Raw genomic sequence first — 16,533 nt, 5'->3', positions numbered from 1 at the left:
CATAGCAGCTTCGCTGCTATGTTCGTTGACGATAAAATCATGTTGTTGGAATAACTGCCTGTAAGCATCTGTACTTTCTATAGCGAAAAAGGTGTTGACTTCAGTTGAGAGATCTGACTTTTTGAAAACTTTATGATATCGATATCTTTAACAGATTGAATGAAAATTAGTAAAGAAGTAATTAGATCACAATTTATATCTATTTCATCTTCAGTAAAAACAGTTGTTATTATCGAGTGACATTTATTATTTTTATGAGTTAATAACTTTTCTTTTAGAGAACATAACGTAGAGGTATTATATTCTTTTTGTTTTTCATGAATATTGCTGCTACGTAAATTTTTAGCTAGTTCTATTAAACTCTGAATAATTAATCGATTGATACCTTCACTATAGTTTTTATCTGTCCAGTTATTATACTTATCTTCAAATGATCGATAATGAAAACAAGCTCTGTAAGTAAGATTAAGTAAGGTTGTTACTTGCTGTTTATCAACTTTACTATAATTAGACCAATTAATTTTTGAACTTGCCATTTCAGCTAAGGAAACTGCCTGTACAGGTTGTAACACCTGTATCGATATAATTTTAGATGATTTTTTCTTGAGGATTTTTTTTATTCTTAAGTATAAAGAAATTCGGAATTGATTCAATTGGCGCAAAAAAACAAATTCTGGCTGGCTAGAGTAAATCCCGTTATAAACCCATAAAATGATGATTAGCCCCATTGATATGAGAGCGACAGTGAGTAGGCCGTTATTAATGCTATAGTTTGGTATTTGTGTAGTTGCGCTTGATGTTATAAGAATTAATATTTGGCAACCTAGCAGGCGATCCATAATTTGTATAGGGCGATTAAAGTAAAACCAAATGATGAATACATTAATGAAATAGAACACTCCGATTTGCCATAGTTGGCTCAAGTGAGGCAAAATTAATGTATATTGAGATAATGCCGAAATAGACCAGAATAACAGCCGATTCAACGTATAACGAGGGCTCACAAATGGAAGTGAGAGGGCTACACTCCCATAGATCAATGTTAGTACGACGAACATAGCCCCCCCTTGCATTGGTACATATACCCACAAAGCAACACTTATCCAAAAAATAATAAAAATTTTAAGAGCATTAATCAGACATTCAGACTTAAGAGTTATCGTTAATATTGCTGATTCAGTTGGCTTCTTTTTGCGAGGGTGTAATGGCTTATCACTTATCATAGCTTGTACAAGATGTTGATAAATCTCCTCTTGAACCATATCCATTTTTAGTAAATTTTCTCTCAACATTCCTAATGGTCCACGTAGAGAATGTTGGCCTTCTAGTAATGATTTAAGAGTAGAGTTATGGGTTAGCTGCAATCTAGTATTATTAATGTGGTACAGAAGATCATGTTTACTTGGTTGTGGGTTTTCTAATACATATTCAAATAAGTTGACAGTGTTGGTGTATCTATTTTTAAGTTGCGTTAAAATCAAAATTAAATCTTGTTTCTGCTCTTGATTAAATGGTGTTTCGAGAAGACTAAGAGCTTCATAGACATGGCCATTTATAAGGCTCCACTTATTTTGTAGATCTCTAATATTTTCCCAAGTAGCAAAGTCACGACTAACTTGATAACTACCAAGTTTTGCTGCTTGCAAGGCGTCATCTATACGCGCTAAGTATTCTAAGTTCTCTCCGTCGAAATTTTTTTTGTTGAGCGTATTACTTGTATTCAAGCTATTGATCGCCTCTTCAATCTCATCAATCTTATTTTTAGCGTTATCTTTTAAAATATTTATTAAAGCCACTCGACTCGATACTGGACTGAAGATACTAGAAATTAAGCTAAAGCATAGTACACCTAGAATTGTTTCTTGTAATCGATTTGCAGAAATTGCAAATAATTGTCCCGTTGTCATATTTCCCATGTCAATTATAATAGAAGAAACAATAATTGCCATCCTCCATGCATAACCATGCCTAGTGTTAGTCTGCTGATAAACGCAAGTAGCAATTATAATAGAATAGACAGTTAAAAAGGCAAGAGCTTGCTGACCAAATAAGCCCACCAATAAAAAGGTGATAATTATACCTGCAAAGGTACCTATTAATCGTAGACGTCCTATTTTAAGCGAATACCCTGTCGTTTCATTAGGTACGTTTGCAGCCATTATAATAACAGCAAATGCAGCCCAATACGCTTTATCCCAACCAAGCACTAGAGAGACAACAATAGATAGAGCTAGTGCTGCTGCCACTTTTAATGGTAAAACCCACCGTTTTGGCCTCATTTTAATTCCTTAACATGCTTGATGCGACTCTTTTTATGAAGAATAATTGATGCTGATGCTCCAATACGCAATTGAATATTATCCGGTACATTATTTAATCGGATACGAACAGGAATACGTTGTGCTAACCGAATCCATTGAAATGTTGGTTTAACATTAGGTAAAAGAAAGTATCCCGTACTTCCATCTTCCTGAGAAATACCATAGCCTATGCTTTCAACAGAGCCAGATAATGGCTGATCCCTGTAAGCCATTAACGTAACTGTCGCTTTATCACCTACAGCAATATCGCTAATATCTGTTTCTTTAAAAAATCCGTCAATCCAGAAACTGTTCTTATCAATCAGAGCAACGACTGGCTGATTTTCAACAACTTGACTACCAACATTTAAATTTAAGTTTGTGATATATCCATCAACAGGGGCCGTAACTTTGGTAAAACTAAGATCGAGCTTGCTTTTCTGATAAATAGATTCAGCAGCTTTTACATCTGCTTGCGCCTGAATAACGGCATTTTTTTTCTGAAATAAGGTTATTTGAGGTATCGAACTTGGTTGACGCTGAGCTAATTGGATATCTCTGTCCGCTTGATCTTTAGCTTCTTTCAACTGAGCTTTAGCCTGATCTAAGTTAGCTTTGGCTTTTGCTAAGGCTACTTTGTACGTTCGTGGATCGATAGTAAATAGAATCTGACCCGCTTTGACTTCGACATTATCTTTAATATCAATGTGTATTATTGGACCTGTAACACGAGGTGCAATTTGGACAATGTGAGCCTTGACCAGGCCATCTCTAGTCCAAGGGTTCAACAAATATTGCTCATATTTCCAAGCTATGGCTATAAAAGCAAAAAGCACACAACAAGTAGTAATAAATGCACGTTGGAACATGGAAAATCTCTATTCTTATGATGGAAAGATAAAAGTACTGATGAATATTGTATAAATGACCGTAATGCATAACTCGACTAAGGGGGGACTTAATACGTATTTGTACCATCTCATTCTATTGAAAATTCGAACAGTGATAGAGGTGAAAAAAACCGCGAAAAAACCTGAAATAAGTAAGGGTGGCAAGTAAATTTCTCCAATAGCTATTTCTTTAGGGATATGATCTAACATCTTTCATTTATACTCATTTAATATTCAACCACTGTTGTTGAAGCAAGCAGCTGGGGAAAACACATCTAAATTGTTTCAGAACAATTACGACTCTAGGAATAGTTTTTATCCAACGATACCGCCAAGCATGCAAGGGGCACTTACTGCTATAACTACATACGGAGTTGACCTGAATCCTTTTCGCCCTGATGTCTAACATAATTCGCTATGACTTGCTCATTACCCCAGGGCGACCGCACGAACAGATCCAAGTCACATTTTAGGTGCTATTCAAGCCTGAATCGCCTCGATTTAGTTTGTTTCGAGGTCAGTGAGCATATAAAAATGTGATCTAAACCCACTCATGCGGTTGCCCTGCTCATTACCCCCTACGCTACTGGCAAAGTAGCCTGGCGACCAAACAATGTTCTCTTCCCAGCAAACCTTACTAAGCTAACTGTATTTAGTTACCCAAACTACGTGATACTTCGTGTAATAGACACTATGGAACGAGGTGTAATATTGCATTGAGTCATGGTACCGTCTCAAAAGTCATCCATCCACGGTTAAACCCGTGGTTTTCTTTATTCAAAGAATGAATTAATTGTAATACTATTATAACATATACTCGTGATCATTGAAGGTGCTTGCAGGGCAAACGCATCTAAATTTTTTCAGAACAAACAAAAAAGCCTCCCATACGGGGGGCTTTTTTTGGTCTAAATCTGTGTTGCAACAATTTTAAAATGTCACATTGCTCTCCAAGATAGAAATGGCACTTTTAGTACTAGTGATATGAACAAAGGCTGAGAGCGATAATCGAGCTGCCAAAGTTTCATTACGTTCAGAATCACTAAGAATTGAAATAAGCAAATTGCCGGTAAGATTGGAACATTCTGCTGAGGTGATTCAATAATACTTTTTGTATATTTCTGAAGTTACTCCCTCTTTTTTCATATCCGCTAGCGTATCGGCGAGCTTTTTCGCTACGGAATTTGGACCATATATCACAGGCGAATTGGCCGCGCTTACAGGCTGACTGGAGTTAAAGTTTTCATTCGGAACTGCATTATAATTTTCTGACTTTAATGAAAAACCCAAATACATTGGCTCTGGTTCGCTACAACATTCTTGAACTCTCAAATTGGGCATAGGATGCTCTTTTAGTGCATAAAGCAAACTGTCTTTGTTGTAAAAATAGATATCTCCACCGCCTTTGCTTATTACTTTCATGATATCTAATGTCGTTGCTTCTTTAGGTGATTTCTTAGGAATATTGAGTTTTAGTAAATCTGGACCGCCATAAGGCAAAATTTCTATTGGTTTGGCTTTGAGGATGTCATCTCTATTTTTAAAGTCAGGCGCATCAATCCTAGTTAGAAGTGCATATGAACTTGTTAGACCATTATCAATATATCCGTAGTTCTTTGCCCTTTTTTCGGTAAACTTTAGCCCTGGGTAAAAATCTATTTTCCCAGTTATTATACTATTCATGATTCGTTTTTTAGGTTTCCTTTCAACTTTTAAACTGCATCCTATCCGATCTGCCGCGGTTTTAAACAGATCGAAATATAGGCCACTATTGTCTGGAGCACTTGCAATCAAAGGAGGTTTTGCATTGGTTCTATACCCCATAATCAATTCACAGCTATAAACAGGGGAGATACTCAAGTAACCCATTACAGAGTAAAAAACTGTCTGTATAATCTTTTTCATAATTGCCACCTAAACAATTCAGCGCTTCATATAAGAATAGGTAGAAATATTCAAGTGTCTAATTTTTGGAGTTCGTTTTGTTCTTGTTTTATTTGCTCTACTACAGCAGGGTTCATGATGTATTGGCGTACTTGCTCCTTCCTATTTGGTGAAGATGCGTTCCGCTGCCTTTTTCCTTGCGACTCTAATTCTGCCTGCTCATAACGCGCTAAAGCTAACACCGCGCCCAAGCGTTTGTTATCAACGATTTCGCCTTGCCGAACCTTATCAAGCTTATCAAAAGCCTTACATGGAAGTGACTCTCCACAATATTTGACGTCAATACAGCCGTTGGGGTAGTCGTGTACCATTACTTTCTTACCGATTAGCGATTCTGCTTTAGGAGTATGCTCCAATAAATACAGTACTTTATCGTATTGTAAGCTGAGCGACTTCGACACCACACGTGAGGTTTGCCATGAAAAAATATCACTCAATTCCTGCTGGGTTTCCCTTAATGGCCTGTGAAGGTTCATTTCACTTTGAGGGGGCCGAGCAAAGGCTCTTTTCAATTTCCTGTGGGTCAGATTCCGAGCATTCTGTAGCCCTGTAAATCCAGCGTCAATCTCTGGAATAACGACTCTGCTTTTGTGAAACCATAACATCGTCTTTTGACAACTTTGATCTTGTTGTTTAGACCCTCAACAAACCCACTATTCTTCCTATTCTTAAAGTAGTTAGCTATGCTGGATTTGTATTTTGTTAGGGTACCGATAAATCTATCGAAACACGACAATTCGCTTTTTTCAACCTGTGTAATCCATCGGTCTATTTTCGCTATCGCTGACTTCCTATCACTATGGGTGTTGAAAATATGGGTCAACGTTAACGCTTGACGGTGAGCTTTCTTCAGTAAAGGAGAATGGCGATAAAGTAGAGTCAGTTTGCTTTTTTCTGTCTCAGTGAGGCATTCATGTTGTTTGCGTAAAATCCACATCATCCCCTTCAGTTCAGCATAGTCTGCAGCGGATAACTCTAACTTGAGCCGCTTCATTTCTTTGATTCTTAAATCGTCTAGAGGCTGTCGGTAGAGCTTAGCCACATCATAACGATCGACCACGACCTTCTTCTGCCCAAACACTTCCACAGCCGCATTGATAAAGCCATCATACATATCGGTACAGACGTGTTTCACCGTCTGTTTTAACTCATCGGGAATGGATTGAAAGAAATCCAATACCGTCTCCTTCTTACGGTCATCCAATACGGCTAAAATAGACAGGTTACCTTGCGTATCCTTTGCACTGACTATCGCAACAAAGTCTTGGAAGCCCTTTCGGTTGCTAATTTCGTCAATACCAATGGTATGTAAGTCACGGAGGTTATCCCAGTTGACGGTAACGCCAATGCTGTGCGAGAGCATCGTTGAAATCGTACTATAGGAAACGCCTTCTTTGCGTGACACATCTTGAATCGTGCTATTGATGAGGGAACGTTGAATGTAGGTTTCTAGGCCTTTAGTGATTTTTCCTCCCTTAGCCACCCAATCGAATTTTTCTAGTGTGGTAGGACCATCGCCACAATGCTCGCACAGATATCGAACTGGCTTGATTTTCAGTATGACTGGCGTGTCCAAAATAGAGGTATGCCGGACTTTCATGGTTTCACCATAGCCATGTCGTTTTGTCGCGGATTTTCCGCACTTATGGCAGTGGGTCTGCTGACACTTACTCTCTACGGTAAGGACAATATTACCTTTTTCATCAATGTCTTGTGATAATATTTTTAGTGAGTCGATATCAAGAGGAAGCGTAATGTTGGCCATAATAGTGAGAACATTCAGATATTAGAGGATGGGCTGAGCCCTTATGATACCTGACTTTATAGCCCACAGGAAATTGAAAAGAGCCGAAAATCTTCTTCATGTCCTAGGCGAATTTTGAATCGGTTCATTGCAATGTACATACCTTTCTCCAACTTACGTTATTGTTATAGATAATTGATGAGATATAAAAAAGGCCGACAATGTCGGCCTTAGAATTAAATCGATTGAGTGAGCTGGTAATAACGTCCAGCACGTGCGATTAATTGATCATGAGAGCCGTGTTCAACCACTTCACCTTGTTCAATTAAGCATATCGCATCCATTTTGGCTAGGTTTACCAAACGGTGGGTAATGAATAGCACAGTTTTATCTTGGTAGTGTGATTCAAGCAAAGTCATGATCTGCTTTTCTGTGCTCTTATCAAGACCTTCTGTCGGTTCGTCTAAAAGCATGATCGGCGCATCATGTAGCAGCGCACGTGCAATACCAATACGGCGTTTTTCACCACCAGATAGCTGGCGTCCACCATCACCAAGCCAAGCATCTAATCCTTTGTCATCCAACAGCTTTTCTAAACCCACCTCGGTTAGTGTTTTAGAAATTAGCTCATCAGTTGCATCAGGGCTAGCCATCAGTAAGTTGTCGCGTAATGTGCCATTTAGTACGTCAACGCGCTGACTCACCACACTCACGGATTTACGCAGCTGGCTTTCATTCCATTCTGTTAGAGACTGCCCAGCAATAGATACGCTGCCTGATTGTGGGTCCCAATAGCGAGACAATAGTTGTAGCATCGTTGATTTGCCCGAACCCGTTTGGCCAAGTATTGCTACTTTCTGTTTCGCGCCAATGGTTAGGTCGACATTTTTCAGCACTTTAGTGTCGCTATCTGGATAGCTAAATTCTACGTTAGAAAAGTCTATTGAGAACTGGTTACTGTGCTCTTTTTGCTCTTCAGAAAAGGTAACATCCGGTTCGGCTAGAATCACCTCATTTAAGCGGCGAGCAGAAGTCAGTGTTTGTCCTAAGTATTGGAACGCACCTGCAATTGGCATTAGCATCTCAAAGCTTGCCATTGTAGCGAAAGCCATCATCGCGATCATCGGGCCAGGAGGTTGGCCACCAACACCATCAGCAGAAAGCCAAATCATTAAGACTAGAGTCCAGCCATTCGCTAACATCAGCAGTGCTTGTGCTAAGCCAGATAGATGAGCATTGACGTATTGGTTACAAAGCAGTTTACTTTGTGCATCCAAGATCGCGTTTCTATAACGGCCTTCAGCTCCAAAAATAGTCAGCTCACTATAACCTTCCAGCCAATCTAGTGCAGCAATGCGTAGCTTAGCTTTATTGTTAGTTAGGGTTTCGCCGTTTCGTTTACCAAGCTTGTAGAACAGTACAGGCCAAATCAGTAACAAAGCGAGCAAGATAGCGCCCAGCGTTAAGCCTAGATCAACATCGAAGTAGGTCAGGAAAGCGGCCAAAGAGGCAATACCGAAGATACCGATAACAATTGGACTAATCAGTCTTAAATAGACGTGATCCATTGCATCAATATCCGCAACCAAACGGTTGAGAAGATCGCCATCACGTAAGTTTGAGACTCTTCCGGGAATGAGTGGCGTAAGTTTCTTAAAGAAGAAAATACGTAAGTCTGTTAGTAACTTAAATGTGGCATCGTGGCTAACAACACGTTCACCCCAACGACCAGCAGTTCGTCCTATGGCAAAGCCGCGAACGAAGCCAGCAGGTAGCATGTAGTTGAAGGTTTTACGTGCAATGGAAAGTCCGGCGATAGCCGCAGCAGAAAGAAACCAACCTGATAAAGTCAACAGCCCAATTGAGCAGACCAAAGTTGCAAAGGCTAGTATCATGCCTAGTGACAAACCAAACCAATGCTTTTTATACAGTTTTAAGTAAGGGAGTAAATCACGCATCTAAATTCCCCTTGTTCGCTTGTTCTTGTTGAAGATTTGATTTCAACATGTCACTAAACAGTCCGTCTTGGCTAGATAGGCTATCGTAATTACCAGTTTGGACTAATTTCCCATCTTGAAGAACCAGAATTTGTTCGACGTCTTTCAATGGAGCAAGCTGGTGAGTCACCATAAGAGCTGTTTTGCCTTGAATTTGTTTGTTCAAGCCTTCAACAACAAGTCTTTCACTGCGAGCATCTAGGCTTGCAGTCGGCTCATCGAGAAGCCAGAAGTGACCGTTTTGTAGCATTGCACGAGCAAGTGCCAGACGCTGTGCTTGGCCTACAGAAAGCCCGCCAGAGCGATCGGAGATTTGATAATCTAAGCCGTGTTTAGCAACAAACTCTTTTGCAAAAGAGTCTTCAAGGGCTTTGTCGATAGTGCTGTTAGCAATATCGTGCTTACCTAAAGTAATGTTCTCTTTAATTGTGCCATGCAAAAGTAGTGGATTTTGTCCTACCCAACTGACTTGTTTACGCCACGTATCATGATTTGTATCGCGAAGCTCAACACCATTGATCTTTAGGCTGCCTTGGTACGGCATGAAACCTAATAAAGCGTTAATTAAACTCGTTTTACCTGCACCACTAGGCCCAACAAGAGCAGTAGTTTTGTTGTTTGCTAGGTTAAATGAGATCGGGCCAACAAGATGAGTGCCATCGGGGCTACGCACTTCTAGGTTTTTCGCTTCAATGGTAATACTAGTATCGCTAGAAAGGTCGTGACTACCAGATTGAACTTTACTCACGTCAGTTTCTAAGAACTCAACAATGCTTTCTGCAGCACCAATAGCCTGTTGCTTAGCATGATAGAAAGTACCTAAATCGCGCAGTGGCTGATAAAACTCAGGTGCCAAAATTAGAACGAAGAGGCCAGTAAGAAGCGATACAGCTACACCGTAATGGCCAAAGTTAAGCTCGCCAATGTAGCTAAAGCCAAAATATACAGCGGTAATAGCAATGGAAATTGATGTGAAGAATTCCAAAACCGCAGAGGATAGGAAAGCGATCTTCAGTACATCCATCGTGCGTGTACGGAATACTTCTGAAGCACCTTTCATTACTTCTGTTTCTGCATCTGTACGATCAAATAAACGAATAGTAGTCATCGCTTGTAGGCGGTCATAAAAGTGTCCAGATAAACGTTGCAGCGCTTTGAAGTTTTTGCGGTTAGCTTCAGCGGCTTTCATCCCAACAAGTGCCATAAATAGTGGGACGAGTGGGGCGGTTATCAAAAAGATAAGCCCTGCAGCCCAGTTCACTGGGAAAACAACAACAAGGATGATAAATGGGATCATTACCGAAAGAGACATTTGAGGCAGATAACGGGCAAAGAAATCCTGCATCTCTTCCACTTGCTCAAGCAGCAGTGTAGCCCACGAACCAGCTGGTTTACCTTTTATATAGGCAGGACCTAGTTCACGAAGCTTCTCTAATATTTGTCGCCTGATGTAAATTCGAATTTGTTCACCACAACGATATCCGGCGATTTCCTTACCCCAAGCGCAAACTGCACGTACTGCAATCGTCGCTGCTAGGCCGATAAAGTATGGGATCAGCTCATATTTATCAGCATGTTTGATAATTAGATGATCGAGGATGGTCGCAAGAAGAGCGGCTTGCGCGAGTAAAAATAGGCTTGAAACGATACCTAACCCCACAGCAATCATAAGCCAGCGCTTTGCTAACTTACTCTGCTGCTTGAGCCAAGAGGTCAAGCTACGTCTTTTAGTTTTATCCATTTTGAAGGCTTAATGGTAGTTATTACGTGTTACAGGAGGGGCATTATACAAAAGTTAGCCCAATGGTAATACCATTGGGCCAATACGATTGCGGACAAATTTGCAAAATCACATTTACGAATTATTCGACATTTTGTCTAAGAAACGCTCGGCATCCAATGCTGCCATACAACCTGTACCAGCTGAAGTAATAGCTTGGCGGTATGTATGATCCATAACATCTCCAGCCGCAAACACACCTTCAACACTGGTTTGTGTAGCGTTACCATTTAGGCCTGACTGGACGATAATGTAATCATCGTTCATCTCTACTTGGCCCTTAAAAATAGCTGTATTTGGTTGATGGCCGATAGCGATAAACGCGCCCATTACTTCTAGCTCTTCTGTCGCGCCAGATTGGGTATCTTTGATACGTACGCCAGAAACCCCAATATCGTCACCCAGAACTTCATCAAGCGTGCGGTTTGTGTGCAACGTGATGTTGCCATTTTCTACCTTGTCCATTAAGCGCTTCATAAGAATTTTCTCAGCGCGGAACCCTTCACGACGGTGGATAAGGTGCACTTCAGAAGCGATATTCGATAGATATAGCGCCTCTTCTACTGCAGTGTTGCCACCGCCAACAACTGCGACTTTTTGGTTACGGTAGAAAAAGCCATCACAAGTCGCACAGGCTGATACACCACGTCCTTTGAAAGCTTCTTCTGAATCTAGGCCTAGATATTTTGCAGATGCTCCTGTTGAGATGATTAAAGCATCGCAAGTGTATTCCTGACTGTCGCCTTTTAGGCTAAATGGGCGTTTGGATAAGTCGACTTCATTGATGTGGTCAAATACGATTTCTGTTTCAAATCGTTCTGCGTGTTCCTTCATCCTTTCCATAAGCGCAGGGCCAGTTAATCCTTCAGCATCACCCGGCCAATTCTCAACTTCAGTCGTTGTCGTTAATTGACCACCTTGCTGTATTCCAGTAACAAGCACTGGATTTAGGTTAGCTCGCGCAGCATATACAGCCGCAGTATATCCAGCAGGGCCAGAGCCAACGATGAGTAGTTGGCAATGTTTAACGTCGCTCATGCAATCTCCAAATCATGACGGTCATATTCAAATTATTTTATGAGATTGATTGTATGGAAATTAAAGGGGTAATTAAAGCTTATTCGTTTTTATAGGTTAACGTCGCGGTTTATCCGCTTAAACAATTAAGCTAGGTGATTTGTTTTCTATGATGCAACTACTGATTGGAAGCCACTTTTACGAAGGCTTGGATCAGCCAGTTGACCGTTTGCTTTACTCATTACGAGAGTTCTTGGCATTACACTTTCGACATGATTTGGGCTTTTGTGGAACCAGTGACAAAAATTGTAATCGTAACAAATTCTTATTTGTTGAATTGGAAGAGAAAAGGGATGAGTATTACTTTTGATAACTATTAAATTGATGGACACCACCAAAACCAATCAAGGATAAATGTTGAAGATTCCTAGCAAAGAGAAAGTTGCATCTTTTGATGTAGATGCCATGAAAACGTTCACTCCAATTTGTCCTGATGAGCTGCCAGTCCCTGAAGGGGACAAAATCGGGGCGGAGCTCAACAAGCAAGCAGAAAAAGCGCGAATTCGTATTGGTTCCAAAGATGCACACAGCCCGAATGCAATCTGGGTAGCCACAGACGAGAATCCTCAGTTTTCGCCAATAGAAGGTAAGGATGTAGATGTTCGTTGGAACGTTCATGCTGTCCCGGGCACGATGGGCTTTGAGCTTTTAGATGAACTGCCTAAGCCCAGTGAATATCGATACTTTGTCTATAAAGGAATAGAAGTAGATCAGCATCCGTACAGTGCTTGCTACCACGATTTTGCCAACACTCAGTCAACTGGAGTCATTGAGGTTCTGCAAGTCGAAGGGATTGAAACAGTGATTGTAGGAGGGTTGGCTCTAGATTATTGTGTGGCAACAACCGCGACTCAACTAAAAGAAGCTGGCTTTGATGTGGTCATTAACCTTAGTGGGACACGGGGCATTGCTGCAGAAACTGTTGATGAAGCCATAGCAAAGATGGAGGCTATAGGGATTCGCTTTGTCGAAAATGCGGAGCTTTTGAAAAACCACGACTAGTTGATGAAAATCAGTAGCTAAGCATCATTGAGAAGAGCTTAGCTACATTTCAATTGGAGTAGGGCGCTATGCAGATATTGGTTATGCTATGCGCTTACTTCAACTTCATAAGAGGTGAACTTTCTAACGTTAATAACGCCAGTATCCAATATTAAGTATTGCCCTTTGATACCTTGCAATACTCCCCCTACGACTGGGTTTTTATCAAAGTTATGTGAAGTGATTTTAGTTGGGTGAGCGTTAACCGGATACGAAATATCGGTGATGCTTTCACTAAGATCTACAATTGAATCATCGCCAAATTTTTGTTTGATTTCCTGTACTTTTTCTTCGACTAAAGGCAGTAGTCGAGCAGCTTCTTGTTCCAATGCAATGTTTTCGCCATCACCTTTTAGCAGTGTACGCCAGTTGGTCTTATCCGCGATATGTTTCGCCAATTCAACTTCTATCAGCCCGGAGATATAACGTGTTTTGACCTTAAAAATCGGCAATCCTTGCGTAGCGCCTTGATCTATCCAGCGAGTCGGAATCTGTGTGTGGCGAGTGATGCCCACTTTCAAGTTCGATGTGTTAGAAAGGTACACAAAGTGGTCTACCATACAATTCTCTTCACCCCATTGTGGCTCTCTACATGTGCCTTGGTCATAATGGCAAGTCTCTGGTTTCATGATACACATATCGCAACTTGCGAGCTTTTTCATGCAGACGAAGCAGTGGCCCTGAGAATAACTCTTCTTAGTTTTTTTACCACATGAGCTGCAATAAATATTGCCTGTGTGAGTAAGGGAGATGGACTTACCGATGTACTGATTTAAATCGACAAGATCGTCTCCAACAGGGAGTTGATATTGAACATCACCGCTAAGTGATGCGCGCATTTTTTTAAGTGTTCCAGTAGCAAGTTTTTGCATGACATTACTCTTTATATTTGTATTTTGATCACTCAGTCGACGCTTTGACGTTTTTAATTGGCAGCGCTTATTGGCTTATCAACTTCTTGAACCTTCGCCGAGTCTGTTTGCTCGTTAGTTGTTGCGATGGGTTCTTTTGGTCCTAAGAATTTAGGTTGGGTATGAGTGATATAAAGATCTAAGAACGCTTTTGCTCTTGCAAAGAATTCTCGAATTCGGATATGGAAGCCTTCCTGCTTAGTTGGACCGGGAACGGCTAAGCATTGGGCATTGATATTGAAGTGTTTGGCTATGTAAATAGCCCTTTCACAGTGAAACTTCTGTGAAATAATCAAAAAATGGTCAGTATCGAATATTTTTTTTGCTCTTACGATGGAATCGAGTGTGCGAAAGCCTGCGTAGTCCAGATAAATATGATTGTCTGGAACTCCAGCTTTTAGCAAGTCACGTTTCATGGTCCAAGGCTCGTTGTATGAGCGGTGAGCATTATCACCGCTAAGCAAAAAGTTGTTTACCTTTCCCTCTTTATACAGGCGAATTGCTGCTTCAATTCTGTGACTGTAATATTCATTTAGGGTGCGACCTAAGTATTTGCTGGTACCTAGAACAACGGCTACGTCATAGTGTGGGACTTGGCTATCTTTAGTCATGATTGAGCCGCGTGCTTGAAAAGAGACCCAGCGGTCTAAGGTGAACACGGCTAATAATACGATGAAGGTAGCCAGAAGAAGGTAACCTAAAGCAGAAAGGCACTTCTTAATCGAGGCGTTGTTAAGTTTAAACTTATCGAGCAAACGTCTCACTATATTTGACGGTTCCTTTGGGCCCAAATTCCGACGACGACAAAGCATAAGACGATGACACTGAACATGACACCAGCATGCATTTGACGAAACGTATGGGCTAAATATGGGGTGGCTTTGACTATGATTAGACCGTAACCAAATGCGTTAATCAATATAAACACTAACGTTCTAAATATGAAATGTTGATTGCGCATTGCTCGGCGAAAAAAGCCATTGATTTCATTACCTAGCAATACTAGTACACAAGCGACAAGAGCGGTAGAAATTTCAAACATATAGGGAAGGAGAGCCTTTCCCATTGGAGCTAACAAACTGAACATAAGAGTTTTGATACGCCTCCAACAGATGGTGGAGGCGTCCTAAATTGTTGTTAATTTTTAGAATGCGGTGCGCTTATAGCGACGATAAACTGGCTGCCAGAAATAGCGGTTGATTGCCTTTTCTAGCGCATCATCTGTAATTTCTAGCGCCATACCCTGTTCAATGGCTTTCTTGGCAACAGCAAATGCGATTTTCTTAGACACCATATGAATAGATTCAAGTGGTGGCAGTAAAGACCCCTTACCATCAATAGCTAGTGGAGAGCATTCAGCTAACGCACGGCTTGACTCCATTAGCATCTCATCTGTCACACGTTTGGCATTGACCGCTAGTACTCCAAGGCCGATACCAGGGAATATATAGCTGTTATTACACTGCGCGATTGGATACGTTTTATCTTCATGTACAACAGGGTCAAATGGACTGCCAGTTGCAACCAACGCGTCACCATTTGTCCAACGAATAATGTCTCTTGGCGTTGCTTCGACTCGGCTTGTCGGGTTCGATAGTGGGAACACGATTGGGCGAGGACAGTGTTTGTGCATTTCTTGAATGACTTCTTTACTAAACAGTCCTGGAGCACCAGAAACACCAATCAGAATAGTTGGTTTAGCGTTGGTCATTACGTCGAGCAACGAGTAGCCAGTGCCTTCACTATCGTTAGTCCACTCTTTTGTATCAGAGTGTTTCTGAACCAAGCGCTGTTGGAAATCCAGCAGGTTAGGCATGCCTTCTTGCAGCAGTCCCCAGCGGTCTACCATGTAAACTTGTGAACGTGCTTGCTTGTCAGAAATACCTTCTGCAACCATTTGAGCGATAATTGCTTCTGCAATTCCGCAACCAGCAGAGCCTGCACCAAGGAAAGTAATGCGCTGTTCAGAAAGCTTGTTGCCTGCTGCCTTACAAGCCGCAAGTAGTGAGCCCACTGTAACTGCTGCTGTACCTTGAATATCATCGTTGAAACAACAGATTTTATCTTTGTAACGCTCCAGAAGAGGCATCGCATTTTTCTGTGCGAAATCTTCAAACTGGATAAGAACATCAGGCCAGCGTCTTCTTACAGCTTGAATAAACTCTTCTACGAAATTGTTGTACTCATCACCCGTGATACGTGGATGTCTCCAGCCCATATACATTGGATCTGCAAGTCTTTGTGGGTTATTGGTGCCCACATCAAGAACAACTGGCAACGTATAAGCAGGACTGATACCACCACAAGCGGTATACAGCGCAAGCTTACCAATAGGAATACCCATACCACCAATGCCTTGGTCACCCAAACCAAGAATACGCTCACCGTCAGTTACTACGATCACTTTTACTTGTTGGTTGGTTGAGTTGTTGATTAGGTCGTCGATACGGTCTCTGTTTGGGTAAGAGATAAATAGCCCGCGTCCACGACGGTATATATTAGAGAAGTTTTCACACGCAGCACCTACAGTCGGCGTGTAAATAATAGGCATCATTTCTGAGATGTGGTTTTGAACTAGGCGATAAAACAAAGTTTCGTTGGTATCTTGAATATTCCTCAGATAAACGTGTTTATCCATGTCATTTTCGAAATTCTGATACTGTTTATAAGCACGTTCAACTTGTTCTTCGATGGTTTCCGTTGCTTCAGGAAGTAGACCTTCAAGGTTAAAATCCATGCGCTCTGAGGCGCTAAATGCACTACCTTTGTTAAGAAGTGGAGTACTAAGAAGAGCGGGACCGGCGTAAGGGATATATAGAGGGCGTTTATCGTTATTCATCTCTAGCCTA

General features: G+C 41.1%; 14 protein-coding genes. 1 reads left to right on the top strand and 13 read right to left on the bottom strand.

The window, feature by feature from the left end:
* Positions 1-77: 77 nt before the first annotated feature.
* The 9 genes from L7A31_RS13690 to trxB all read right to left on the bottom strand — a co-directional run bounded on the left by L7A31_RS13690 (position 78) and on the right by trxB (position 11,693).
* A complete protein-coding gene (locus L7A31_RS13690) occupies positions 78-2,279 on the bottom strand; it encodes an FUSC family protein (RefSeq protein WP_237362343.1) in 2,202 nt (733 codons plus the stop codon).
* Entirely contained in the window at positions 2,276-3,169 is an 894-nt protein-coding gene (locus tag L7A31_RS13685) for an HlyD family secretion protein (RefSeq protein ID WP_237362342.1), read from the bottom strand. The genes L7A31_RS13690 and L7A31_RS13685 overlap by 4 nt, the downstream gene beginning before the upstream one ends.
* A 15-nt stretch (positions 3,170-3,184) precedes the next feature.
* Complete coding sequence (locus L7A31_RS22240; protein WP_354003820.1) at positions 3,185-3,400, bottom strand: DUF1656 domain-containing protein; 216 nt, start codon at positions 3,398-3,400, stop codon at positions 3,185-3,187.
* Between the two features lie 888 nt (positions 3,401-4,288).
* Entirely contained in the window at positions 4,289-5,095 is an 807-nt protein-coding gene (locus L7A31_RS13680) for a substrate-binding periplasmic protein (protein ID WP_237362341.1), read from the bottom strand.
* Positions 5,096-5,145: 50 nt separating this feature from the next.
* Positions 5,146-5,571, bottom strand: coding sequence for a hypothetical protein (locus L7A31_RS13675; RefSeq protein ID WP_237362340.1), 426 nt, complete (start codon positions 5,569-5,571; stop codon positions 5,146-5,148).
* A gap of 86 nt (positions 5,572-5,657) precedes the next feature.
* Entirely contained in the window at positions 5,658-6,899 is a 1,242-nt protein-coding gene (locus L7A31_RS13670) for an ISL3 family transposase (RefSeq protein ID WP_237362339.1), read from the bottom strand.
* Positions 6,900-7,114: 215 nt separating this feature from the next.
* The gene (cydC, locus tag L7A31_RS13665; protein ID WP_237362338.1) at positions 7,115-8,836 is read right to left on the bottom strand and encodes a heme ABC transporter ATP-binding protein/permease CydC; all 1,722 of its coding nucleotides are present in this window, start codon (positions 8,834-8,836) and stop codon (positions 7,115-7,117) included.
* Entirely contained in the window at positions 8,829-10,616 is a 1,788-nt protein-coding gene (gene cydD, locus L7A31_RS13660; RefSeq protein ID WP_237362337.1) for a heme ABC transporter permease/ATP-binding protein CydD, read from the bottom strand. Before cydD ends, cydC begins: the two co-directional genes overlap by 8 nt.
* A 114-nt stretch (positions 10,617-10,730) precedes the next feature.
* Positions 10,731-11,693 carry a thioredoxin-disulfide reductase gene (gene trxB, locus L7A31_RS13655; RefSeq protein WP_237362336.1) on the bottom strand — a complete coding sequence of 321 codons (963 nt, stop codon included), beginning with the start codon at positions 11,691-11,693 and terminating at the stop codon, positions 10,731-10,733.
* 393 nt (positions 11,694-12,086) lie between these two features.
* Here trxB and L7A31_RS13650 point away from each other — a divergent pair, with 393 nt between their 5' ends.
* Positions 12,087-12,734, top strand: coding sequence for an isochorismatase family protein (locus tag L7A31_RS13650; RefSeq protein WP_237362335.1), 648 nt, complete (start codon positions 12,087-12,089; stop codon positions 12,732-12,734).
* Positions 12,735-12,820: 86 nt separating this feature from the next.
* On the opposite strand, the gene L7A31_RS13645 is transcribed toward L7A31_RS13650, so the two are convergent.
* Genes L7A31_RS13645 through L7A31_RS13630 form a run of 4 tightly spaced genes read right to left on the bottom strand, consistent with a single transcriptional unit; the run spans position 12,821 to position 16,523 of the window.
* A complete protein-coding gene (locus L7A31_RS13645; protein ID WP_237362334.1) occupies positions 12,821-13,645 on the bottom strand; it encodes a DUF2797 domain-containing protein in 825 nt (274 codons plus the stop codon).
* 53 nt (positions 13,646-13,698) lie between these two features.
* Positions 13,699-14,496 (bottom strand): SanA/YdcF family protein, encoded by a 798-nt coding sequence (locus L7A31_RS13640; RefSeq protein ID WP_435532893.1) that lies wholly within the window; start codon positions 14,494-14,496, stop codon positions 13,699-13,701.
* Positions 14,448-14,771, bottom strand: coding sequence for a DUF3392 domain-containing protein (locus tag L7A31_RS13635; protein ID WP_237362332.1), 324 nt, complete (start codon positions 14,769-14,771; stop codon positions 14,448-14,450). The genes L7A31_RS13640 and L7A31_RS13635 overlap by 49 nt, the downstream gene beginning before the upstream one ends.
* A gap of 57 nt (positions 14,772-14,828) precedes the next feature.
* A complete protein-coding gene (locus L7A31_RS13630; protein ID WP_237362331.1) occupies positions 14,829-16,523 on the bottom strand; it encodes an NAD-dependent malic enzyme in 1,695 nt (564 codons plus the stop codon).
* Positions 16,524-16,533: the final 10 nt, after the last annotated feature.

Origin of the sequence: Vibrio marisflavi CECT 7928, assembly GCF_921294215.1 — a bacterium.
Taxonomy (GTDB): domain Bacteria; phylum Pseudomonadota; class Gammaproteobacteria; order Enterobacterales; family Vibrionaceae; genus Vibrio; species Vibrio marisflavi.
The sequence above is the reverse complement of the archived record's forward strand: the minus strand, read 5'-3'. Positions and strand labels throughout refer to the sequence as shown.

Coding starts and splice junctions, on each gene's coding strand:
- L7A31_RS13690 (WP_237362343.1), bottom strand. CDS start 2,279: ATGAGGCCAAAACGGTGGGTTTTACCATTAAAAGTGGCAGCAGCACTA.
- L7A31_RS13685 (WP_237362342.1), bottom strand. CDS start 3,169: ATGTTCCAACGTGCATTTATTACTACTTGTTGTGTGCTTTTTGCTTTT.
- L7A31_RS22240 (WP_354003820.1), bottom strand. CDS start 3,400: ATGTTAGATCATATCCCTAAAGAAATAGCTATTGGAGAAATTTACTTG.
- L7A31_RS13680 (WP_237362341.1), bottom strand. CDS start 5,095: ATGAAAAAGATTATACAGACAGTTTTTTACTCTGTAATGGGTTACTTG.
- L7A31_RS13670 (WP_237362339.1), bottom strand. CDS start 6,899: ATGGCCAACATTACGCTTCCTCTTGATATCGACTCACTAAAAATATTA.
- cydC (WP_237362338.1), bottom strand. CDS start 8,836: ATGCGTGATTTACTCCCTTACTTAAAACTGTATAAAAAGCATTGGTTT.
- cydD (WP_237362337.1), bottom strand. CDS start 10,616: ATGGATAAAACTAAAAGACGTAGCTTGACCTCTTGGCTCAAGCAGCAG.
- trxB (WP_237362336.1), bottom strand. CDS start 11,693: ATGAGCGACGTTAAACATTGCCAACTACTCATCGTTGGCTCTGGCCCT.
- L7A31_RS13650 (WP_237362335.1), top strand. CDS start 12,087: ATGTTGAAGATTCCTAGCAAAGAGAAAGTTGCATCTTTTGATGTAGAT.
- L7A31_RS13645 (WP_237362334.1), bottom strand. CDS start 13,645: ATGCAAAAACTTGCTACTGGAACACTTAAAAAAATGCGCGCATCACTT.
- L7A31_RS13640 (WP_435532893.1), bottom strand. CDS start 14,496: ATGCTTTGTCGTCGTCGGAATTTGGGCCCAAAGGAACCGTCAAATATA.
- L7A31_RS13635 (WP_237362332.1), bottom strand. CDS start 14,771: ATGTTCAGTTTGTTAGCTCCAATGGGAAAGGCTCTCCTTCCCTATATG.
- L7A31_RS13630 (WP_237362331.1), bottom strand. CDS start 16,523: ATGAATAACGATAAACGCCCTCTATATATCCCTTACGCCGGTCCCGCT.